Source organism: Faecalimicrobium sp. JNUCC 81 (genome assembly GCF_053667625.1).
In genome coordinates, this window is record NZ_CM132203.1 from 2,805,302 (window position 1) to 2,827,696 (window position 22,395).

The 22,395-nt window shown below is 27.5% G+C and carries 24 protein-coding genes; 5 read left to right on the forward strand and 19 right to left on the reverse strand.

Annotated features, from left to right (window positions below; translation table 11 throughout):
* Positions 1-5 precede the first annotated feature (5 nt).
* From JNUCC81_RS14065 to JNUCC81_RS14080, 4 genes are all read right to left on the reverse strand, one after another.
* On the reverse strand, positions 6-599 hold the full coding sequence (locus JNUCC81_RS14065; protein WP_454094064.1) for an indolepyruvate oxidoreductase subunit beta: 594 nt from the start codon (positions 597-599) through the stop codon (positions 6-8).
* A 1-nt stretch (position 600) separates the two neighbouring features.
* Positions 601-2,400: an indolepyruvate ferredoxin oxidoreductase subunit alpha gene (gene iorA, locus JNUCC81_RS14070; protein WP_454094065.1), complete on the reverse strand. Its 1,800-nt coding sequence runs from the start codon at positions 2,398-2,400 to the stop codon at positions 601-603.
* A gap of 52 nt (positions 2,401-2,452) precedes the next feature.
* The gene (locus tag JNUCC81_RS14075) at positions 2,453-3,718 is read right to left on the reverse strand and encodes a pyridoxal phosphate-dependent aminotransferase (RefSeq protein ID WP_454094066.1); all 1,266 of its coding nucleotides are present in this window, start codon (positions 3,716-3,718) and stop codon (positions 2,453-2,455) included.
* 258 nt (positions 3,719-3,976) lie between these two features.
* Positions 3,977-5,920: a sigma 54-interacting transcriptional regulator gene (locus tag JNUCC81_RS14080; RefSeq protein ID WP_454094067.1), complete on the reverse strand. Its 1,944-nt coding sequence runs from the start codon at positions 5,918-5,920 to the stop codon at positions 3,977-3,979.
* Positions 5,921-6,155: 235 nt separating this feature from the next.
* Between JNUCC81_RS14080 and JNUCC81_RS14085 the strand changes: the two genes are divergently transcribed.
* Positions 6,156-6,803, forward strand: a complete 648-nt coding sequence (locus tag JNUCC81_RS14085) for an SIMPL domain-containing protein (protein ID WP_454094068.1) — start codon at positions 6,156-6,158, stop codon at positions 6,801-6,803.
* 47 nt (positions 6,804-6,850) lie between these two features.
* On the opposite strand, the gene JNUCC81_RS14090 is transcribed toward JNUCC81_RS14085, so the two are convergent.
* Entirely contained in the window at positions 6,851-7,270 is a 420-nt protein-coding gene (locus tag JNUCC81_RS14090; protein WP_454094069.1) for a DUF3785 family protein, read from the reverse strand.
* Positions 7,271-7,285: 15 nt separating this feature from the next.
* Positions 7,286-8,212, reverse strand: coding sequence for a transglycosylase domain-containing protein (locus JNUCC81_RS14095; RefSeq protein ID WP_454094070.1), 927 nt, complete (start codon positions 8,210-8,212; stop codon positions 7,286-7,288).
* A gap of 203 nt (positions 8,213-8,415) precedes the next feature.
* Here JNUCC81_RS14095 and JNUCC81_RS14100 point away from each other — a divergent pair, with 203 nt between their 5' ends.
* Positions 8,416-8,586 (forward strand): 4Fe-4S binding protein, encoded by a 171-nt coding sequence (locus JNUCC81_RS14100; protein ID WP_454094071.1) that lies wholly within the window; start codon positions 8,416-8,418, stop codon positions 8,584-8,586.
* 35 nt (positions 8,587-8,621) lie between these two features.
* Here the strand turns inward: JNUCC81_RS14100 and JNUCC81_RS14105 are convergent, their stop codons facing one another.
* From JNUCC81_RS14105 to JNUCC81_RS14155, 11 genes are all read right to left on the reverse strand, one after another.
* Entirely contained in the window at positions 8,622-9,098 is a 477-nt protein-coding gene (locus JNUCC81_RS14105) for a hypothetical protein (RefSeq protein ID WP_454094072.1), read from the reverse strand.
* A 272-nt stretch (positions 9,099-9,370) separates the two neighbouring features.
* Positions 9,371-10,387 (reverse strand): serine/threonine-protein kinase, encoded by a 1,017-nt coding sequence (locus JNUCC81_RS14110; RefSeq protein ID WP_454094073.1) that lies wholly within the window; start codon positions 10,385-10,387, stop codon positions 9,371-9,373.
* Complete coding sequence (locus JNUCC81_RS14115) at positions 10,378-10,674, reverse strand: hypothetical protein (protein ID WP_208334895.1); 297 nt, start codon at positions 10,672-10,674, stop codon at positions 10,378-10,380. The genes JNUCC81_RS14110 and JNUCC81_RS14115 overlap by 10 nt, the downstream gene beginning before the upstream one ends.
* A 104-nt stretch (positions 10,675-10,778) precedes the next feature.
* A complete protein-coding gene (locus JNUCC81_RS14120; RefSeq protein ID WP_454094074.1) occupies positions 10,779-11,285 on the reverse strand; it encodes a 3'-5' exonuclease in 507 nt (168 codons plus the stop codon).
* Positions 11,286-11,377: 92 nt separating this feature from the next.
* A complete protein-coding gene (locus tag JNUCC81_RS14125) occupies positions 11,378-12,484 on the reverse strand; it encodes a murein hydrolase activator EnvC family protein (protein ID WP_454094075.1) in 1,107 nt (368 codons plus the stop codon).
* Positions 12,485-12,502: 18 nt separating this feature from the next.
* Positions 12,503-13,399: a permease-like cell division protein FtsX gene (ftsX, locus tag JNUCC81_RS14130; protein WP_208334893.1), complete on the reverse strand. Its 897-nt coding sequence runs from the start codon at positions 13,397-13,399 to the stop codon at positions 12,503-12,505.
* A complete protein-coding gene (locus JNUCC81_RS14135) occupies positions 13,383-14,069 on the reverse strand; it encodes a cell division ATP-binding protein FtsE (protein WP_454094076.1) in 687 nt (228 codons plus the stop codon). Before JNUCC81_RS14135 ends, ftsX begins: the two co-directional genes overlap by 17 nt.
* A gap of 196 nt (positions 14,070-14,265) precedes the next feature.
* Positions 14,266-15,219, reverse strand: coding sequence for a S8 family peptidase (locus JNUCC81_RS14140; protein ID WP_454094077.1), 954 nt, complete (start codon positions 15,217-15,219; stop codon positions 14,266-14,268).
* A 31-nt stretch (positions 15,220-15,250) separates the two neighbouring features.
* Positions 15,251-16,444, reverse strand: coding sequence for an MORN repeat-containing protein (locus tag JNUCC81_RS14145; protein WP_454094078.1), 1,194 nt, complete (start codon positions 16,442-16,444; stop codon positions 15,251-15,253).
* Between the two features lie 100 nt (positions 16,445-16,544).
* Positions 16,545-17,561 (reverse strand): exonuclease domain-containing protein, encoded by a 1,017-nt coding sequence (locus tag JNUCC81_RS14150; RefSeq protein WP_454094079.1) that lies wholly within the window; start codon positions 17,559-17,561, stop codon positions 16,545-16,547.
* A 225-nt stretch (positions 17,562-17,786) separates the two neighbouring features.
* On the reverse strand, positions 17,787-18,647 hold the full coding sequence (locus JNUCC81_RS14155) for a tRNA 2-thiocytidine biosynthesis TtcA family protein (RefSeq protein WP_454094080.1): 861 nt from the start codon (positions 18,645-18,647) through the stop codon (positions 17,787-17,789).
* A 216-nt stretch (positions 18,648-18,863) separates the two neighbouring features.
* On the opposite strand from JNUCC81_RS14155, the gene JNUCC81_RS14160 reads away from it, so the two are divergent.
* Genes JNUCC81_RS14160 through JNUCC81_RS14170 form a run of 3 tightly spaced genes read left to right on the forward strand, consistent with a single transcriptional unit; the run spans position 18,864 to position 19,948 of the window.
* On the forward strand, positions 18,864-19,079 hold the full coding sequence (locus tag JNUCC81_RS14160) for a spore coat associated protein CotJA (RefSeq protein WP_208334978.1): 216 nt from the start codon (positions 18,864-18,866) through the stop codon (positions 19,077-19,079).
* Positions 19,076-19,345 carry a spore coat protein CotJB gene (locus JNUCC81_RS14165; RefSeq protein ID WP_208334977.1) on the forward strand — a complete coding sequence of 90 codons (270 nt, stop codon included), beginning with the start codon at positions 19,076-19,078 and terminating at the stop codon, positions 19,343-19,345. Before JNUCC81_RS14160 ends, JNUCC81_RS14165 begins: the two co-directional genes overlap by 4 nt.
* A gap of 30 nt (positions 19,346-19,375) precedes the next feature.
* Complete coding sequence (locus tag JNUCC81_RS14170; protein ID WP_208334976.1) at positions 19,376-19,948, forward strand: manganese catalase family protein; 573 nt, start codon at positions 19,376-19,378, stop codon at positions 19,946-19,948.
* 494 nt (positions 19,949-20,442) lie between these two features.
* Here JNUCC81_RS14170 and JNUCC81_RS14175 read toward each other — a convergent pair whose 3' ends face one another.
* A complete protein-coding gene (locus JNUCC81_RS14175; RefSeq protein WP_454094081.1) occupies positions 20,443-20,850 on the reverse strand; it encodes a hypothetical protein in 408 nt (135 codons plus the stop codon).
* 168 nt (positions 20,851-21,018) lie between these two features.
* Positions 21,019-22,362, reverse strand: coding sequence for a C40 family peptidase (locus tag JNUCC81_RS14180; protein ID WP_454094082.1), 1,344 nt, complete (start codon positions 22,360-22,362; stop codon positions 21,019-21,021).
* Positions 22,363-22,395: the final 33 nt, after the last annotated feature.

A 22,395-nucleotide genomic window follows, 5' to 3' on the forward strand; every position in this document is an offset into this window, starting at 1 on the left:
TTATACTAGTTTGTTTGAATAGCTTCACTAGGAATTAAACTCATACCTTCTTTTAAAGCTTTTATATTTATATCTACAAATTTTTCTTTTACATTATCTTTTATTATCTTTTCCCAATTAATATACTCTAATTTCATAGATTTAACTAAACTTCCTAATAATATAACGTTCATTATTTTAGAATTTCCAAGTTCTAAAGCTTTATCCGCTGCACTTAGACAAATAGCATTTAATCTTTCTAGTTCTTCATCTATTTCTGTTTCAAGGTATTGTGCTTTACCTGTTAATACTGGCATAGAGTCCATTCTATAGTTATTGTAAATAATTTTACCTTCTGGCTTTAAGAATTTTATCCATCTTAGTGTTTCCATCTTTTCAAATGATACTAAAATATCAGCTCCACCTACTTCTATAACTGGAGAATATACTTTTTCACCATATCTAACTTGTGATGATACCGAGCCTCCCCTTTGGCTCATTCCATGTATCTCACTCATTTTTACATCATATCCAGCTTCCATAAGTCCTGTAGTTAATAATTTACTAGCAAGTATAGTCCCTTGCCCTCCTACTCCTACTAAAAGAATACTCTTAGTCATACTACATTACCCCCTTAGACACAGAATTATTAGATATAGCTTCTTTTGGACAAACTTGTGAGCAAACCCCACATCCTACACATTGGTTTGGATCTATATTTACTTTTTTAGTTTCTTTTGTAAATGATATAGCTGGACATCCTGTCTTCATACAGATTTTACATCCTATACAATCATCATGGTCTACAGTACATTTACTTGCAAAAGGATTATTAAATTCTTCTAAATCTTGTTTAGAGAATTTTTTTAAAACACATGGCCATCTAGTTATAATTACTGAGGGTTCTTCTAAATTAAATGCCCAATCAAGAGTTTCATTTACTTCTTTTAAATTGTTCGGATCAATATTTTTAACATTTTTTATTCCGCAAGCTCTAACTAATTCTTCTACATTTACTTCATTTGTACTTTCGCCCTGCAAAGTATATCCTGTTCCAGGATTTTGTTGGTGACCTGTCATACCTGTTATTCTATTATCTAGTATTACAGATACACAATTCCCTTTATTATAGGCAATGTCTAAAAGTGAGTTTACTCCTGTATGGAAGAATGTAGAATCTCCTAAAACTCCAACAACCTTCATATCATTGTCTTGTTTCATATTAAATACTCTTTGAGCTCCGTGACCAGTACTTAAACTTGCACCCATACAGATTACTGTATCCATAGCATTATATGGTGGCGCAAATCCAAGAGTATAACAACCTATATCACCTGTTACCATTACATTTTTTCTTTTACCTAATTCATAGAAGAAACCTCTATGAGGACATCCTGCACATAATCCTGGAGGTCTTGGTACAACCAGCCCTTCGTTGAAATCTATAGTAGGATTTGTTTTACCATATATAGCTTTTCTAATTACATCTGGTGTCATTTCCCCGTAAACAGGTAATATGTCTTTTCCAAAACATTCTATACCGTTTGCTTTCATTTGCTCTTCTATAAATGGATCATTTTCTTCTATTACATAGATTTTGTCTACCTTAGATGAGAATTCTTTTATTTTTTCAATTGGCATTGGGTTAGTAAATCCTAACTTCATATATGATGCATCTTTACCAAATACTTCTTGTGCGTATGTATGACACATACCAGATGCAACTATTCCAATTTTAGTATCATTTATTTCGTAATAATTTAAAGGTGTGCTATTTGAAAATTCTTCTAATTCTTTTAATCTTTTTTCTACTGCAACTCTTCTTACTCTAGCATGTGCTGGTACAGTAAGATTTTTCTGAGGATTTTTGATATAGTCTTTTATTCCTACTTCTTTTCTATCAAAACATTCTACTATTCCTTTTGAATGACATAGCCTTGTCGTTAATCTGTATAAAACTGGTGTGTCGAATTTTTCACTTATCTCAAATGCTTCTTTAAACATTTCTTTAGCTTCTTGACTAGTTGAAGGCTCTAAAAGAGCTATCTTAGCAAATTTAGCATAATTTCTATTATCTTGTTCATTTTGTGATGAGTGCATTCCTGGTTCATCTGCTGAAATTAAAACCATACCACCATTTACTCCTGTATATGCAAAAGTAAATAGTGGATCTGCTGCAACATTTATGCCTACATGCTTCATAGAAGCCATAGTTCTAGCACCTGCTATAGATCCTCCTATAGCAGCTTCTAATGCTACTTTCTCATTAGGTGCCCACTCAGCAACTATGTCATCTTTATACAATGCTACATTTTCTAATATTTCAGTACTCGGAGTACCTGGATAAGCACATGCATATTTAACACCAGCTTCATATGCTCCACGAGCAATAGCTTCATTACCTGTCATTAATTGTTTCATAGTTAAAATCCCCCATAAATAATTATTAATTTATAATCTATTTACTATGTCCCTATATATTTAATGATTTTTGACTTTCTACATATTCAAGTGCATTTTTTATGATACTTGGAGCTACCCTACATTTTTCTTCTGATACTGCACAAATTGCAAATCTAATACCCATTTTCAATGGTACAGCATAGACATTATCTTTTGTTAATTCTTCTGAAACTTCCATAGGATTATCACATGGTATACTTATAAAGAATCCATCTCTATATGGAAGTATTGGAAGTCCTACCTTTCGAGCTTCTTTAACAAATATTTCAGCTCTTTTATTTAACATTTCTTTGTGGATGTTTTTTTCTTTTGTGTATGTTTTTAGCTTTTGTTGGTCTTTGACTATATTAGATAATAGAGTCATAGCTCCCCTATTACAGTTTGACCAGTTTGCCCTACAAGAATGAACACATGCATAGTAAAACTCTTCTGCTACATTTTCACAAGATGTTATACATATCGCTGCACCCATTCTCATTCCATAAGCTGTAAATCCTTTTGACATACTAAAGCCTACTATTACAAGTACATTTTCTGGAAGATTAGAGAATTTAGAGAAGAATTTCCTACTTCCATCATCATCCTTTGCAAAATCTATATATGCAATATCTACAAATAATATTATCTTCTTATCTTTGTCTTTTGCTACTTCTTTTGATAGATTTAAAATTTTATCCCATTCATCATCTGATACACTATATCCAGTTGGATTGTGCGCTGGTGTATTTAATATAGTAAATATTCTTTCCTGTTTAGATGATATTCTTAAAAATTCTTCTTCAAATGAATTAAAGTTGAAGTTATTATTTTCGTCAAATAGTTTATATGTAGCAACTTTTCTTCCTATTTCCTCTGTTATGCTTATATATGGACTCCAGAACCAATCAGATGTTAATACTTCATCACCTTCATTAGTATAATTCCAAGTTGCTAACTTTATAGCACCACTTCCTCCTGGAGAGGCTACAGCTTTTACATATCCTTCAGGTAAGTATTCTTTAAAACATATTTTTTTAACTGCTTCAAGGTAATCTGGTTGTCCTTCTAATGCAGCATATGCTGAAATATCTCTATTCTCTAATGATTTGTACTCATTGTATACAGTTTCCATTGTTATTAACTTACCTTCATCGTCCATAAGAGCTCCTATAGTTGCATTTATAACATTATCTTTTCCTATAGCTCGCTCTGCTTTTTGAGCCCTTTCTGATAAATTAAATATTATATCTTTCTTCCTTGGCCACATAGAATGTTTCGCCACCATACTCTGAGTCATAATCAATACCCCCTAATAATATTTTGTAATGTCATTTAAAAGCAACTTATATGCCAATTTTATTATGTTAAATAAAGTCTTTACTATATTAAATATAATTTTTGTTCGGCATAAAAAAATCAGGTAAATTACCTGATTTAACATTATTATTTATATGTCTTTTTTAATATTATTTATGTATTAATTCATTTATATTTTAACTAATTTATATATATTAATTTTTATTAACACTAGTTAACATTTGTTAACTTTAGTAAACTATATATTTTTATTACATTTTTTCCATAATGCAGTTCTACTTATTCCAAGTATTTGCGATACTTCCGTTTTATTTAAACCTTGACTTAATAACATATCTATAATTTTTTGTTCCACAAAATTATTTATTTCTTTCATATTTATATTTATATTAGCATAGTCAAATTCAGTATTTTTATATTCATCTTTATAATCTCTATCTACACTAATATAATCAATTTCATTTATAGTATAGTCTAGTTTTATTTTACCTGTTACAACATACTTTTGAGCTATGTTTTTAAGTTCTCTAACATTTCCTGGCCAATTATAAGCTTTTAGTTTGTCTATATCTTCTTTGTTCAATTTAGAATTTTTTACTACTTTGTCCAACTCATCAATGTTTCTATTTTTTAGTATTTCGTCTACAAAGTGTTCAAATAATGGTACTATATCTTCTTTTCTCTCTCTAAGAGGTGGGATATTTATTTCTAAGCTACTTAATCTATAAAATAAGTCAGCTCTAAATGAATTATCTCTTATTTTTTCAGTTAAAAACTCATTTGTTGCTGCTATTATTCTAATATCTAAAGGTATAATATGATCTGATCCTATTCTCATTATTTGCCTTTCTTCTATAACCCTTAATAGTTTAGTTTGAAAATTAAGTGATAAGCTATTAATTTCATCTAAAAATAGTGTCCCTTCATGAGCTAACTCAAATAATCCAGGCTTACCTCCTTTTTTAGCTCCTGTGAAAGCTCCTTCTTCATATCCAAATAATTCACTTTCTAAAAGATTTTCAGATATAGTTGCACAATTTATTGCAACAAATGTCTTATCTTTTCTTTTACTTATATTGTGCATACTTTGAGCTAGTATCTCTTTTCCAGCTCCACTTTCACCATAAAGCAATGTTGTATAATCAGTTCTTCCAATTCTTTTAGCTTCTTCAATAAATTCACTTGTTACTTTATCTTTAAACATAAAATCAGAAAATGTATATCTAGCATAAAGTCCTTTTTTATTTAAATCTGCTCTTATTTTTCTTTCTAAATTTTGTAATTTAGTTATATCTTGAATTATTCCAATTGCTCCATAAATATGGCCATCTACTTTTATTAGTTTTGCATTAGTGTTTACTATCGAATTATAGATATGTCTTATTTTTCGCTTGCTGTCTTTCTTAGTATGTAAACATTCTAGCAACCACTCCATGTTAGGAAATACGTCTAATATGTATCGATTAGATACATCTTTTTTATCGACTTTCATTATTTTCATGGCTGTATCGTTATACAATAATATATTTCCATTATTATCTATTGCTATTATTCCATCCTTTACTCCATCTAGTATATTTCTTAAAATCTCGTTATCAAATTTTTCCTTTTCAACTGTTTCAAGTAAATTTTTAGAATATTCTATAGCCTCTTTTATAGAATCATCACTTGCGCCTATAAATACATTATCCATGTTGTACTGTTTCGCAAAAGAACATGCAATTCCACTTCCAACAATAACTACATCATTTTTTTCATCTATATATTTGATTACTTTATTCCTTATTTCATACTTAGATTTAAACCATTCTTCAGATATATCTACGTCTATTATCTCTCTCCATTTATTATAGTCAAAGTCAACTTCATCATATCCTAATATTAATACAACTTTCTTTGAATATGAACTTGCTTCTTTTATAGCCTTTAATAAATCTATTATTTTCATATTTAAAGGTATTACAGGTACATTAACAGTGTCTAAAATTAGTTTATACCCTCCGCCTCTTCCAATTATAACTTGGGCACCTTTATCAACTAACATTTTACCTTGCTCTTCTAATAGATCCATATCTATAATATCTATTATTATATTTTTATCCTTAACATCTTTATAATATAATTTTTCAATTCTATTTTTTAGTTCTAAATTAGATGCTATTATACCTATTCTCTTTTGCACTATCTATTCTCTCCCCTATTTTAAGATGTATTTATCTCTAAATATTTTCCTTTATATAATTTATCTGGGTTTTTAATAGTATAAACTATATATACCTTCATTCATAGTAATATTCTGTATTATATCATAACTTTATTGCTTATTGAATAAATCAACCTTGATATAAAATTCATATTTTCATATAGCTTTGAATATAATTCCTATGTAATGTACTAGGTTTTAAGGAGGTATTACAATGCAATTTAGAAATAATAGTAATATATGCATGCCTACAAATAAAGGATGTTTATCTGTAAATGGAAAGGGCTATATTGAAATAAATGCTGATATAGCTAAACTAAATCTTAGAGTAACTACAGAAAGTAAGAGTTTAGAAGAAGCACAAGAACAAAATAGTAAAATAGTTAATATTTTACTAACTAGTTTATATGACTATGGAATACCTAAAGAGAATATTCATACTGAAGATATATCTGTAACTAGAAATTATGACTATACTAATAATGTATTGATTTCTTATAAGGTTTCACAGTTAATTAGTATATTAATTACTGATCTATCTAAATTAAAAGACGTATATGAACTAGTAATAGAAAATGGAGCTAATGATGATATAAATGTAGATTTTATGCTTTCAAATCCATCTTATTATTATAGTAAGGCATTAAAAAAAGCTAGCCAAGATGCTATTAATAAAGCATCATTATTAGCTAAGAATTTTTCTCTAAAATATAATCCTATTCCATCTAAGGTAACTGAAATTAGTTCTTCACTACGTTCAATTACATATTCATCCTCTAGTAATATTTCTCAAAATTTTGCTCCCGGATTAGTTAAAGTTACAGCTGAGGTTGAAGCTGTATTTACAACCTTTCCTTTCTAAAATTTATTTTGGTATAGTAAAAAAGCCTACTATTTCTAGTAGACTTTTTATACTATACAATTTTCTATTTGTATTATATAATCTTTACATTTTTCGCAAATTATTATACTAATTATATAACTATCATCGGCTTTATTTTGCTTACAAAGCTTATTAAATGATAATCCCTTGTATTCTTCACTTATGTCACTAATTACATATTCACCTTTCTTAGTAAATATATAAAAATGATATTCTAAAAATCCAAAGAATTTTTGCTTTTCTTTTACTCCAGCTAAACATTCTGGACATGCTTCTTGATAGTATTCAATATCAAATTCTACATCTTGTGAATTATTTAGTATATCTATTATATTACATACTTCAATTCCTTTTACAGGCTTTTCATCATCATTTATTAATCCGCTACAATTGTCTTGATTTAATAAATATTCTTCATCTTCATAAGTAAATTTGTATAAACTCATTTCACACCTCATTATTTATTTTCCTATTTCTGATATAAAAGGTACACTTTCCCTTAGAGCTTCTTTATATTCTTTATCAGTTATATATCCAAGTTCATTCATTTTATATAATATAGTTTCTTGTCTTTTTTTAGCTTCTCTATGTTCTACATATCTTACCGGATTGTTAGTTATCCCTGCAATCATTGCACATTGGGCTAAAGTAAGTTCACTAACATTTTTACCAAAATAAACTTTAGCACCTTTGCCAACTCCATAAGATGATTTTCCTAAATATATATTATTTAAATATACTCCTAATATTTCATCTTTAGTTATATTTTTGTCCATAGAAATCGCATTATACATATCTCGTAATTTTCTTTTTATAGTTTTATCATCATTAGTTATTAAATTCTTTGATATTTGCATTTCTATAGTACTCCCACCTTGAGTAGTATCTGTAAAAATATTATGTAGCACAGATCTTACTAAAGATATTGGATCTACACCCTTGTGATTATAAAAACGTTCATCTTCTATGGATACAATTGCATTTTTTAAGTGTTTCGGTATTTCATCAGTGCTTACTACTTGACTACTAATATATTTTGATTCTAATAATTCTTTAGTTACAGGTTGTGATCCTTTTAATGATGACATTACAAATGCCGATCCTGCTAAAGATAATACAACTAGTGGTATTAACATAATCACTAGCATTCTTTTTAATATTTTTCCTGCTTTCCTTCTGTTAGCTTTCTTTTTGCTTCTTTTAGCTTTGCTAACTCTAGAGCTTGGGTGCGCTCTCTCTCTATCTATTTTATCTTTTTTAATACTTGAATTATTTGTTTTACTATTTTTTTCATAAGATCTATTGTCTTGTAAGTTTCTTGTAATATTATCACTAGAACTTATTTTTCTTCTTCTTATTTTATTCTCATTATTGTCGTAATAACTCATTTTATCCTCCTCATTCTATAAAATTAATTATACCTTGTTATATTAAATAAATCAAAGAACAAAATTGTAAGATTAAGTTCTAATTTAAGATAAAAAATATAATATTGTTTTATATTATAAATTAAAATCATATTTTTATTTATGTAGTAAATTTACTTTTTTTGGGTATCATATATTGTAAATTGTAAAAGGAGGTATATAATATGGCTTACTTTATAACAGATACTTGTATAAGCTGTGGTGCTTGTGAACCTGAATGTCCTGTTGATTGTATTTCCGATGGAGATGATAAATTTGTTATAGATCCTGAGATATGTATAGAATGTGGAGCTTGTAATAATGTTTGTCCTGTCGATGCTCCTCAACCAGATTAAATACATAAAAAAAGAAAAGCTTAAGCTTTTCTTTTTTATTTTATATTTATACTTTCAGTTATTTTTTCATTTTTTTCATCTTCAATATTAGAAAACTCTAAACTTATAGGATCTTCAGTATTATGTAATGCTACTCCCATTTTTATAGTTTTAGATTCTTTAGGCTTTAAGTTGCCTATAAATCCTGTAATATTATCTTCTGACGTACTTACAAAATATTTTGTTTCTTTGTTATCTTGATATGGATATACATCTATATTTGATAATTCTATATCATCTAAAGAATTATTCTCTACATTCATAGTCAATATAGCTGATGCATTATATTTTTTTCCAATATCAATACTTTCTTTTAGTATCTTTATATCTACTACATTGACTTTAATTCCTTTAGTATTAAGATTATTTATCCATATATCTTTAGTATATTTATTTTCTATGCAAGTTGACTTAGTGTAACTGCAAAGGGATATAAATATAGCTATAAAACAGGTTAAAAGCTTTTTATTCATAAAATCCTCCTAAGTAATTTTTTCTTATTTTATGCATAGGAAAATTTTTCATTCATAATTTTTAAACTAAAATTTTTTTTATAATTTTATTTAATTTAATTTTCATATATTTTTTTTGAAATTACCTATTGCTTTTTTTGTCGAATTTTGTTATTATTTATTTAAGGTTATTCCCCTAATAACCGATTATTTTACTCCCCAAATAAAATATATTCCCTAATAAACCCCTTTTTATAATATATTTTACCCCTTTATAGCCTTACTTGATCGGTTTAAAGTAAGGCTATTTTTTCATATTTTTTTATTATTTCTCTAATGACTCTGTATCCTTTTGCTTTACTATCAACAAATGAATTTATTTTACCATTATCTATAATATTCCATACATCATTTTCTTTATAAAGCTCTAACTTAACACTATTCCCTAATACCCATGAAAATCTACTTTTACTTATTTTATAATAATTCCAGTCTAGATTTTCATTAACTAAAGATAGTTCATTCATTATTTCTAATACATTCTCATATCTTTCCTGAGGATTTACCTTTATACATTTCTCTATTATATTTATCATTGATTTTGGTATATGAGGTAAATATTTTTTCCTAATCGGAAATTTCCCTTTCGCACAAGCTAACTTTAGGCTATTTAAATCTTTATATTTTCTAGCCTGCTTATTGTATTCTTCATTTCCATTGCACATTCTATATAACGTTGTTCCTATCTGATATATGTCTATTTTTTTACTTATTATAGAGTTACTGCATTGTTCTGGTGCTATATGTTTATAATAAACATTTTTAAGCCTTGCATTTCCTAAATAATTTAAATATAGAGCTGACCCAAAATCAGTTAGTACTGCATTATCTTCATTACCCATAAGAATATTATTTGGCTTTATATCACAATGTATAACATTTTTACTATGCATATAGTCTACCGCTGATAAAAAATCTAAAGAATATTTTATTATTTTTCTTACTGATAAATTTTCATTTTGCAATAAACTATATAAAGACCCTCTTTTAAAATAAGGCATAGTAATATAAATATACTCTTCATCATATGATGCTGTATTTATAGGAATTATATTAGGATGCTTTAGATTATATATTTTTTTTGATTCTTCAAAATAATTCCCATCATCTCTAAAATTATTTTTTGATATTTGTTTTAATATAAATATAGATCCTAATTGCACATCTTTAACAAGATAAAGTGCAGAGTTAACTCCTTCAGAATTTATTTTTTCTATTATTTCAAGATTGAAATTTGGACTTATATACACTTTTCCACCCCACAATTTGAAAGCAATTCATCTAATACGCCTTCCATTTTTACTATATTAATAACATCTATACCAAGATTATCTTCTATATTCATATATGCTTTTTCTATTTTATATTGCTTTATAAGTCTAGCCATGAATTTTCTTATATAATTTAATTTATCACCTATATTAAAAGATTGTGGTACTATAATTTTATCTTGTAATATATCTTTCTTCTCATATTCATATTCAAATATATTAAATTCTATTTTATCTATAAATATATTAATATCTATAAAAACCATACACTCAACTCCTAAGAAAGATTTCTGTCTGTTATATACTATGAAACCATTTAAAATTTAAACACTAATTGGACAAAAAAATAAGCATGAAGTTCATGCTTATCTTAGTTTTCATCTTTAATTTTTAAAAATAATTTCGCTGTAGCTAATGTATCGCTATCTGCTCTATGAGCATTTTTGTTTTCTATATTATAATACTCACATGCTGTTTCTAATTTTTTATTTTTACCTTTATAACTTTTACTTTGTTTTAATAACTCTAAAGTACAGATATGTTTATCTATTGGTTCTAAATTCAACTCTTTAAGGTAGTAATTTAGAAATTTCAAATCAAATTTTGCATTATGAGCTATTATCGTTCTGTCACCTATATAATCTCTAAATCTAGGTAGTACGGTTTCTATACTTTCTTCACCTTCAACCATTTCATTAGTTATATTTGTTATTTCAGTTATAAAGTATGGTATTATTGATTTCGGCTTTATAAGCCTTGAATAGTTTTTAACTATCTTATTGTTAATTATTTCAGTTATACCTATTTCTATTATCTCACAACCTTTATATGGATCAAGGCCTGTAGTTTCTAAGTCTACAACTACATATTCATTCATATTATTCTCCTCAAATTGCAAATACGCATATTTAATATAATCTAATTATATCAAATATGCGTATTTATATAAACTCTTATATTTACAAACTATTATCCTATATAAGGCATCGGGTTAGTATGTTTTCCATTTATTCTTACTTCAAAATGTAAATGTGGTCCTGTTGATCTACCTGTTGAACCTATCTTAGTAACAACTTGTCCTTTTTGAACTCTTTGACCAACCGATACAACTAACTCACTATTATGTGCATATAATGTTACTTTCCCATCATCATGTTGTATCATAACTGTATTTCCGTAGCTTCCTTGTGTTCCAGAGAATATTACTGTTCCATTATCTATAGCTACTGCAGGAGTACCCTTAGGTGCTGGTATATCTACACCTGTATGTAACTTTTGTACATTTAAAACTGGATGTTGTCTATATCCATATGGAGAACTTATTCTTGTATGCCCTGGTACAGGCCAAGATCCGCTAGATATAACACCTGTTGGACCACTAGTTGTCCCATTATTTGATGATTCTTGTCTTGCTGCTTGCTCTGCTGCTAATTTAGCCGCTGCTTCTGCTGCTATTTTTTCTAATTCTGATTCTAAGTCATTTTCTTCTTTTTCTAATTCATTTTTTAATGCTTGTAATTCGCTTTTATCAGCTTGCACTGATTCATTATCACTTTGTAGTTGTGATTTAAGTTCTTCTTGCTTTTGTTTTTTATCTTCTAATTCTTTTTCTTTACTTTCTACTGCCACTTTATTATCATCTAGCTCTTGTAAAAGTATTTTATCTTGTTCTACAACTTGCTTAACTATGTAAATATTATTAAAAAAGTCTGATAAAGATGTACTACTTAAAATAACCTTTAAGTATCCCATAGAATAATTGTTATTTATAACTTTTAATCTTTTTCCTAAAGCTTCTTCATTATCTCTTATATTATTTTCTAAAGTTTTAATTTCTTCTTGTGTACTATTGATTTCTGTATCTAATTTACTTATTCCTTCATTAGTCTTTGAAATATTAGCTTCTATTTCTGCAACTTTTTCATCTAAATCTTTTATTTTATTTACTATATTTATTTGTTCTTGCCTATTTTCATTTAACTTTTTATCTAGATTATCTTCTTTATTATCTGCATATATAAAGTTTGTACTAACTACCACAGCACATACTGTTATTAATGATACTATTTTTTTCACTCAATTTCCCCCTATTATCTATACTTTTAAATGTTTTTTAACTGATAATACACTTCCAAGCACTCCTATAGTTATTCCTGTTATAACTAAAACTGCTATAAGAGACATAGATATGCTAGTTAAAGGAAGTGCTACATTTCCTACAACTCTGCTTATAACAGATGTAGTCTTTTCTAATATGTATCCATACATTCCTATGCATGCTCCTACGGCTAAAAGTGAACCTATCATTCCTATAGTAAATCCTTCTACTATAAATGGCGCTATTATAAATCCATTACTAGCCCCAACATATTTTATTATTTGTATTTCTTCTTTTTTACTGTAAACTCTGCTTTTTATCGTATTTGATATTATTACTAAGCATATTAGTAGTAAGGCAATTATTATTATTGATCCGAATTTTTTAACTATATTTGATATATTTAAAAAGTTTTGCATTATATCTTGATGGAATTTAACATCTTCAACTCCATCTAATTTTAACATTTTAGATGATATCTCTTTTAATTTATCTGGATTATCTATTTTTACAAGATAATAATCGTCAAGTGGATTTTTTATACCATCTAGTAGGTACGCTTCTTCTCCCCAACTCTTTTTCATACTACTAAGAGCTTCCTCTTTCGTTTTATATTCTGCTTCTTTTACACCCGTTATTTTTTTTATATCTTCTTTAATCTTTTCTCTATCTTCTTCACTTATATTAGCTTTCATTGAAACTCTTACTTCATTTATTTCATCTTTAGCAAACGTAATAAGTTGATTTATATTTAAAACTATAGTAAATACTATACCAAGTATAATTAAAGCAGATGTTACTGATATTACCGATATAAAACTCATAGTTTTATTGCTAAAAATTCCTTTTATTCCTTGTTTTAAACTATATAAACACTTAGACACTAACTTCATATAAATCCCTCTTTGTATCTTTGACTATTTTTCCTTTTTGAATTTCTACAATTCTATTTGGAAATAATTTTAAAATTTCTATATCATGAGTTGCCATTATAACAGTAACTCCTTCCGAATTTATGTCACTTAATAAATTTAATATACCTATTGAGTTATGTATATCTAAATTTCCAGTACATTCATCTGCTATTATTATAGATGGTTTGTTTACTATAGCCCTTGCTATACCAACTCTTTGACACTCTCCACCTGATAATTCTGCTGGATATTTGTTGTATTTATCTGCAATCCCAACCTTTTTTAATACATCCATTACCTTTGGCTTTATTTCACTAGGATTTGTTCCGACTACCCTTAGGGCTATTTCTACATTTTCAAATACTGTTTTTTCATTTAATAATTTAAAATCTTGAAAAACTACTCCTAGATTTCTTCTGTAATTATGTATTTTATTAGTTTTTAATTTTGTAATCTCTTCTCCTAAAACTGAAAGTCTTCCTGATGATATCTTTTCTTCTCTAGTCATTAGCTTAAGTAAAGTTGATTTTCCTGCACCTGAGTGACCTACTAAAAATACAAATTCGCCTTGCTTTATACCTAAGTTTATATTATCTAATGATTTATTACCATCAGCATAGACTTTATCTACATTAGTAAATTTAATCATTTATACCACTCCATTTTACTTTTTTCTTGATTATTTTCGTTATTTTTTTCTTTATTATTCAATTATACCTAATTATAACATTTTTTGTAACCTTTTTGTAACTTTAAAACGAAATTTTTATTTTCTGTCAATTTACACTATTTATAATCAAAAAAGAAACTCTCATAGTTTTATATAAACTATGAGAGTTTCTTTTTTAGTATTTTATTTTTTTCTTTCCTTTTACTTCTGCCAAATAAACAAGTCCATTTCCTTGTACTGCTCTTGAATAATCTAATACTTTTGTATGTTTAATTAACTGAGCATATAGTTCTCTTTGGCTTAAGTTTCTTTGAAACTCTTTTTTAGACCAATTTTTAAGAAGAGCTAAACTTCCACTTACATGTGGAGTTGCCATACTAGTTCCACTTAATATAGCAAATTGATTGTTTGGATAAGTTGACAATATATTTACACCTGGTGCAACTACATCAACAGCTAAATTTGCATTACTAAAACTAGCAGGAACTCCTTTTTTATCAACTGCTCCAACTGATATTACATCCATATAAGCTGCTGGATAAGAGTATTCAAAGTCATTAGAATTTCCATCTCCATCATTTCCTGCTGCACATACAACTAAAATATGTTTATTTATAGCTTCTTTTACTGCCTTTTCTAATTTTTCACTATTTTGTGACATTCCAAGTGACATAGATATTATATCTACATTTTGCTCAATCGCATAATAAATAGCATTTACTACCCAGCTTAACTTACCTGATCCAGTTTTATCTATAGCTTTTAATACATAAATCTGAGCATTTGGTGCTACTCCAACTAGGGTATTATTTCCTCCATTAGCAGCTATAGTTCCAGTTACATGTGTTCCATGTCCAACTCTATCTATAACTATATCTGATTTTTTTCCATCTTCATCAGTAAAGTTTTTAACACCTACTATATTATTTTTAAGACTTTCATGATTAATATCACAACCTGAATCTATTACGGCAACTTTCACACCTTCGCCCATTTGAGACTCTTCCCATATACTTTTAGCTTTTATCATATCTACTCCATATGGAGCTTTTGTATCTTTTCTTCTAACTTCTCTATCTAAAGTAAATGGAATTAATTTTACAGTTAAATCTTCTTGTTTTATCTTCAATATAATCACTCCAAACTTGTTTTATATTTAATTATATATATTTGAATTGATTATTGTGAATACTACCTCTTTTTAAATAACTTTCTATATTTGATATTATCTTCTTTTCATCCTTTTCATTTATATCTATTTCATGTAAATATAAATCTTCTTCACCTTCTATTTTATATACCCCTTGTACTATTTTTTCATCTTCTATAACTACTTCTAATTTAGCTTTAAGCGGTAAATAGAAAGTGCCTATTTTTTCTTTTTTATCTTCGTTCCATTCTCCAACATATTTATATAACTCACAAGTATATGTACCTATCCCATCTCTTTTTCCATTTTTAAAATCTCCTTCATAAATACTTTTATCATTATATGTATATCTACCTATTCCATCAAATAAATCGTCTTTGAAATCTCCTTCATAAACTTCATTTGTTCTAAATTTATATATGCCCTTTCCTCTCTTTAATCCATATTTAAATTCTCCTTCATATATATTCCCACTAGATTCTGTATAGCATCCGTGACCATGAAACACATTATCTTTAAACTCTCCTATGTATTTACTACCATCTTTATATCTATACTCTCCCTTTCCATTTATCTTTGAACATTTAAATTCCCCTTCATATACATCTCCATTTGATTTTATTAGTTTGCCTTCCCCACACTGTAAATTATCTTCCCACATACCACTGTATTTACTGCCATCTTTATAGTATAAAACTCCCTTACCATTTTTTTTATTATTTTTAAAATAACCTTTATATATATCTTTATTAGTGTGAGTATACATTCCTAATCCTTCAATTATCCCATATTTAAAATCTCCACTATATACCGCTCCGTTGTTATATGTATATTTTCCTACACTATGCATCATATCATCTTTCCATAGACCCTCATATCTCTCTTTATTAGAAAATATACATACTCCAAATCCATTTTTCTTACCGTTTATTAATTCTCCTTTATACCTATCTCCATTATCATAATTTATTATTTTTTCTCCATTTAAATTATAGTCTTCTTTATAATTATATTTATCTTTTTTATTTTTTATTTTTCCTTCTAAATTAAATTTATAACCTTCTAAGCTTCCTCTTGACATTGTTTTATTTTTATTCTTTTTAAATGTAAATATGAATTTTATTAAAATAGTTACTATAAATACAGCCCATAAACAAATAAATACCTTTAATATAATAGTTATATAATTCAGAATTTGTTCCATAGTTTAATTTGCCTCCTTTCTATATATAATTTATATTTAGCAACTACTATCTTTAGACTACTTGATACACAATTTAAAAGCTGTTAATAAAATAATTTTATTAACAGCTCTCTTCTAAGAAGTCTCTACAATTTATATTCTCATAACTTAAATCTTCATCATATAAGGTTATAATATTATTAAGCTCTTCTTTATATTCAGTTTCATTTAATTTATAAAGCATTAAATCTTCTAAAAGGTCTTTCATATCAAAATAAAAGTTTTCTAATAAATACATGTATCCTATATTTATATCTTTTATATTTTCTAAAATATCTAATTTTTTATTTATATCTCTAAGTACATCTATATTATATATATCAATATCCTTTATAGTTTCAACATATAATCTTATAGTTTTTAGTACTTCAATCGACATATCTAATTCATTGTAGTTACCTTCATTTTTATAAAAATATTTTTTATATTCTTCAAATTTTCCTTCTAATTTTTCATTAATTATACTAAATGGTGGTTTAACTATATCTTGTATTACTAATATATCTCTAATGTTTTCATTATTTTCTAGTGCATCATCTAGTATATATAAATTATAAGCATCATATAGAGGGTCATGTGCATCTCCTAAAAACTCAATGTTAGCGCACCTCAATAAGTTTTTTAAAGAAATATAATTCATGCACCTTATTCCATTAGATAAATACTTATCCTTTATATCTACAAATAAATTTCTAATGTTATTTATAAAACGTGGATGATTGTGTTTTTTCGCACTTTTTTTATCAGTATTATTAAAACATGTTAAATCTAAACTCCCAAATGTATATATGCCCTCAATTTGCGAAAATGTACCTAACCATTTTTTAAAATTTCTCATAACAATCTCATAAGTAGGTGCTTTTGTTAAGTCTTCTTGAGTTATATGAGTTAGTTCTTCTATATGTGGATATATATGCATATTACCAACTGGCTTTATTAAAGATTTGAACTCTTCTATTTCTCCAGTATCTGTATCATACTTTATTGCACCTATAGCTATTATATCTGCATCTAACATATCTCTTTTATTTTTAGAACTTGGCATATTCATTTCAAAGTCTATATATATTTTTTTCAATATAAACTCACCCCTTCTAAATACATCTAATTATATTCTATCATTTTTGTTTATACATAGTAAAAAAAATTCGCTACGCTCATATCGCCAACAACCTTGATAGTCAGGTCTGTTGCTTAAGATTAGCAGTTGAGATTATAAATCATCTATAAACCAGATAATTTATAATCTCTTAAATATAAAAAACCGTTGAATTTTTCATCAACGGTCTTATAATTTAACTATTTATTCATATTTTTCCATAAAAGAATGCTTAACTCCATCTTCTTGCCATCCTAAAACTGAATCTATATTAACATTTTCAGCTGCTTTAAATATAGATTTTTCTACATCTTTAAATTGCGGTTCTAAACTCTTTATTAAATCTTTTATTTCATATCTTTTATTACCTGTTTTCTTAGCTGCAACCATGCAAGCGCAGTTTAATGGCCATATACCACTATTTTGTATAAATCTTACTATATGTTCTTCTCTTATATAGTAAAGAGGTCTTATTATTTGTATACCATCAAAGTTTGTAGAATTTAACTTAGGTAACATAGTCTTAAAGTTTCCAGCACACAATAAATTAAGCATTGTTGTTTCTATAACATCATCATAGTGATGCCCAAGTGCAAGTTTATTACATCCTAATTCTTCAGCTTTAGAATATAATGCTCCCCTTCTCATTCTAGCACACATATAGCAAGGATAATCCTTAGCTATTTCATCAGCTATTTCAAATATTCTTGAGTCAAATAAATGTATTGGTATATCTAAATACTCACAGTTATCTACAAGTAACTTTCTAATATCTTCATGATACCCTGGATCCATTGCAATAAATTCCACTTCAAAGTTAACCTGTCCATGTCTTTTTAATTCTTGAAACATTTTTGCCATAAGTAAGCTATCTTTTCCGCCAGATATAGCTACTGCTATTTTATCTCCTTCTTCTACTAGTTTATAATCTCTTATAGCTTTTATAAATTTTGACCATAAATGTTTTCTATATCTTTTTATTACACTTCTTTCTATTTCTTTTAATGGCTGTCTTTCATCAAAAGGTACTATAATCTCACAGCCTTTTCCTGCTAATTCACTCATTTTATCACCTCATTATTATGCAAACATGCAAATTATTTTATCATATATTCTATTCTTAGTTCAAGTAATACCTAAATTAATCTATTATTATTTATTTTATACTCTTATTATTTGTCAATTAAAATATATGCATCCTTTTTAGGAACAAAATTTGCTTGTACGAATAATATATATTAGATAATTATTATCTAACTTTTAATTTAGGAGGAATATTCAATGCAAAATGACAACAGGGGCGTTTCTCAAAACTGTGGATGTTCTCTTGCAAGACCTTATGTAAATGATCAGGTTTTTACAAAAATGTATAATCCTTGTGCTGCATTGCAACACGGGACTTTATTTCCAGAATTATACTTATGGGAATCTTTAATGTACAACAAAGACCTATACTCTACACCTATAATAAAAAGATCTGGAGGTAAAAAACAATGAGAAAAGAGTCTAGAAGAGAACTTTTATTAAGAATACAAGAATTATGTTTTGCATGCTTAGATATGAATCTATACTTAGATACACATCCAGAAGATCAAAAAGCTGTAAACACTTTTAATTCATTAAGTAAACAATTTATGCAGGCTAAGTGTGCTTATGAGAGTAAGTATGGACCACTAACAAATTTTGGTCATTCAACAAGTAATTGCAATAATTGGCAATGGGTTTGTCAACCTTGGCCTTGGGATAGAGAAGTTAATTATTAGATATCAAAACTACTGGGAGGATTAATTTTTATGTGGATATATCAAAAAACTTTACAGCATCCTGTTAACCTTAAAGGTGGGGATTTGCAAATGGCGAAGTATCTAATAACTCAATTTGGGGGGCCAAACGGAGAGTTAGGTGCAGCACTTAGATATTTAAGCCAACGTTATACTATGCCTACTGGAAAATCTCGTGCACTTTTAACTGACATCGGTACAGAAGAACTTGCACATGTTGAAATGATAGCTACTATGGTTTATCAATTAACTTATGACGCTACTCCAGAACAATTAAGAGCTGCTGGACTTGGTTCAAGCTATGCTCAAAATGGTTTTGGAATATTTCCATCAGATGCTAATGGTGTTCCATTTAGTGCGTCTACAATAGCTGTTATGGGAAATCCAGTTACTGATTTACATGAAGACATGGCAGCTGAACAAAAAGCTTTAGCAACTTATTATCAACTTGTAAATTTAACTGATGATGCTGATATAAAAAATGTACTAAAATTCTTAGGCGAAAGAGAAATAGTTCATTACCAAAGATTTGGTGAGGCTTTAATGGATGTATATGACTTTGAAGAAAGTCAAAAATTATTTTAATATTTTCTAAATATATGTCACCAACGAAGTTTATAAATAAACATGTTGGTGACATATTCATTTAATAAACAAAATATAAAAACCTCCTACAATATGTACTTATAAGAGGTTTTTATATTTTATTTATTAAGTTAAACACGATAGTTCTCCTTTGAAGTATTTATTGCATAATATTTATTTAATTATTCAAACGAATATTTCATATGAATTTATCTTTTGTATACATTCATTATTCAGCATCGTAATCTGGTGTATAATCATATTCTAATTCGCTTTCGTAATCAAGGTATACTAAATCTAAACTATTATCCATAATTTTGCCTCCTAAATTTTTTATAGCTTAAAATTTGAAAGTTTATCTAATATTCTTTCATTTTACAATATTATATGCAGTTAGTTAACTAAAATTTCCATTTGTTACAAAATTGTTTCTGTGTTTTTTAATTATGCATTTTACAATATAAAAACTCTCCCTACTACCGTAGGAAGAGTTTTTATATTGTAGATAATACTCTTACTTTAATATCTTCATTTAATATACTAAATCTTGATATATTCTCTATATCCTTAATTAGGTATGATTGTAAGTAATCATTTAAGACTCTTAAAGGCATATATTCATTTCTATCATTAAAGTAACAATTTAAACTTTTTATATATTTTAAATAACATTTATTAATTCTTAATTCTACATATAAAGAATCTGTACTTTCTCTTGATATTTGAAACATCTCTTTCAATCTCATATATGCACATTGGAAATCTTTTGGTAATTCTAAGCTACTTAACCTTTCATTTAAAGCTTCTTCGATACTTAAAACTGCAACTCTGTTAATAAATAAATCTATATAATAGCAATTTCTGCTATATTTGAATTGATAAAAATCAGTTACTGGGCCCATTGCTACACTCCTTACACTTTACATCTGATTTTTGACTCTTATATTTATTATTTTCAATATCCCCTGTTATTTATTCATCAATCAGTAATAAAGTTAACTTTGATTATTACATAAAAAAATCTATTTTTACTTTATTAAGTAAAAATAGATTATATAGTCATATATTTATTATAAAACTCTTCTTGCGTTTACATATGCATTATTGTAGTATGCATTCATATCAGATATTATTACTTTCTTTTTACTTGATGATGCATGTATAAATTGTCCATTTCCCATATATATTCCTATATGACTTACTTGTCCATTATTAGATCCATCAGTGTCAAATGATATTAAGTCACCCTTTTTAATATCACTTTTATTTATATATTGACCAAATTTAGCTTGATCTCTAGAAACCCTTGGAATGCTAACTCCCACAGATTTTTTAAATACATATTGAGTAAATCCTGAACAGTCAAAGCTACTTGGACCTTCAGCTCCCCACACATAGGGCTTTCCTAATAATGTTTTAGCAAATTCTATAACCTTGTCTGCCTTTTGACTACTAGGTACATTAGATGATCCTTTGTCACCTAGATATTGACTTGACATATATCCTATTTTTCCATTATAGCTTATCTTTGACCATCCATTAGATTCTGATATAAATCCTACCTCTGTACCTTTATTTAGCTTACCAATTGACGAGTTACTTGTACTTGGGCCTGTTCTAAAATTCACTGAATTTTCAGTTACTACTTTTGTTGATTTTACAGAATTATCTCCTGATGGTGCATTACCTTTATTTGATAAATATTGGCTTGACATATACCCTATTTTTCCATTATAGCTTATCTTTGACCATCCATTAGATTCTGATATAAATCCTACCTCTGTACCTTTATTTAGCTTACCAATTGACGAGTTACTTGTACTTGGGCCTGTTCTAAAATTCACTGAATTTTCAGTTACTACTTTTGTTGATTTTACAGAATTATCTCCTGATGGTGCATTACCTTTATTTGATAAGTATTGGCTTGACATATATCCTATTTTTCCATTATAGCTTATCTTTGCCCATCCATTAGATTCTGATATAAACCCTACCTCTGTACCTTTATTTAGCTTACCAATTGATGAGTTACTTGTACTTGGTCCTGTTCTAAAGTTTACTGAATTTCCATTTACTACTTTCGTTGATTTTATAGTATTATCTGTTGAAGTGTTATTAGATGTAGATACATAATCTCCATGTACATATCCTACTTTTCCATTATACTTAACGTTTACCCATGCACCACTTTTACCAATATACTCTATAGTATTACCTTTATTTAATTTACCCACAGATGAATAATTTGTCCCTGGACCTGTTCTAAAGTTTACTGAATTTCCAGTTATTGTTCTATATTCTATATTTATCGCTTGTACACTATTTTCATTTGCACTTGCTATAGTTGCTGACATTGGTAGAACTATAGATGTAGCTACCAATGTAGCAACTGCTTCTTTTTTACTTATGTTCATAATAAATTATTACAGACTTAATAGACTGTAATT

Bases quoted from the DNA above. Each gene is read 5' to 3' on its own strand.
- JNUCC81_RS14090 (WP_454094069.1), bottom strand. From the start codon at position 7,270: ATGAGTTTATACAAATTTACTTATGAAGATGAAGAATATTTATTAAAT.
- JNUCC81_RS14105 (WP_454094072.1), bottom strand. From the start codon at position 9,098: ATGAATAAAAAGCTTTTAACCTGTTTTATAGCTATATTTATATCCCTT.
- JNUCC81_RS14170 (WP_208334976.1), top strand. From the start codon at position 19,376: ATGTGGATATATCAAAAAACTTTACAGCATCCTGTTAACCTTAAAGGT.
- JNUCC81_RS14175 (WP_454094081.1), bottom strand. From the start codon at position 20,850: ATGGGCCCAGTAACTGATTTTTATCAATTCAAATATAGCAGAAATTGC.
- JNUCC81_RS14075 (WP_454094066.1), bottom strand. From the start codon at position 3,718: ATGACTCAGAGTATGGTGGCGAAACATTCTATGTGGCCAAGGAAGAAA.
- JNUCC81_RS14155 (WP_454094080.1), bottom strand. From the start codon at position 18,647: ATGAGTGAATTAGCAGGAAAAGGCTGTGAGATTATAGTACCTTTTGAT.
- JNUCC81_RS14065 (WP_454094064.1), bottom strand. From the start codon at position 599: ATGACTAAGAGTATTCTTTTAGTAGGAGTAGGAGGGCAAGGGACTATA.
- JNUCC81_RS14160 (WP_208334978.1), top strand. From the start codon at position 18,864: ATGCAAAATGACAACAGGGGCGTTTCTCAAAACTGTGGATGTTCTCTT.
- JNUCC81_RS14145 (WP_454094078.1), bottom strand. From the start codon at position 16,444: ATGGAACAAATTCTGAATTATATAACTATTATATTAAAGGTATTTATT.
- iorA (WP_454094065.1), bottom strand. From the start codon at position 2,400: ATGAAACAATTAATGACAGGTAATGAAGCTATTGCTCGTGGAGCATAT.
- ftsX (WP_208334893.1), bottom strand. From the start codon at position 13,399: ATGAAGTTAGTGTCTAAGTGTTTATATAGTTTAAAACAAGGAATAAAA.
- JNUCC81_RS14115 (WP_208334895.1), bottom strand. From the start codon at position 10,674: ATGGTTTTTATAGATATTAATATATTTATAGATAAAATAGAATTTAAT.
- JNUCC81_RS14085 (WP_454094068.1), top strand. From the start codon at position 6,156: ATGCAATTTAGAAATAATAGTAATATATGCATGCCTACAAATAAAGGA.
- JNUCC81_RS14095 (WP_454094070.1), bottom strand. From the start codon at position 8,212: ATGAGTTATTACGACAATAATGAGAATAAAATAAGAAGAAGAAAAATA.
- JNUCC81_RS14100 (WP_454094071.1), top strand. From the start codon at position 8,416: ATGGCTTACTTTATAACAGATACTTGTATAAGCTGTGGTGCTTGTGAA.
- JNUCC81_RS14180 (WP_454094082.1), bottom strand. From the start codon at position 22,362: ATGAACATAAGTAAAAAAGAAGCAGTTGCTACATTGGTAGCTACATCT.
- JNUCC81_RS14120 (WP_454094074.1), bottom strand. From the start codon at position 11,285: ATGAATGAATATGTAGTTGTAGACTTAGAAACTACAGGCCTTGATCCA.
- JNUCC81_RS14165 (WP_208334977.1), top strand. From the start codon at position 19,076: ATGAGAAAAGAGTCTAGAAGAGAACTTTTATTAAGAATACAAGAATTA.
- JNUCC81_RS14135 (WP_454094076.1), bottom strand. From the start codon at position 14,069: ATGATTAAATTTACTAATGTAGATAAAGTCTATGCTGATGGTAATAAA.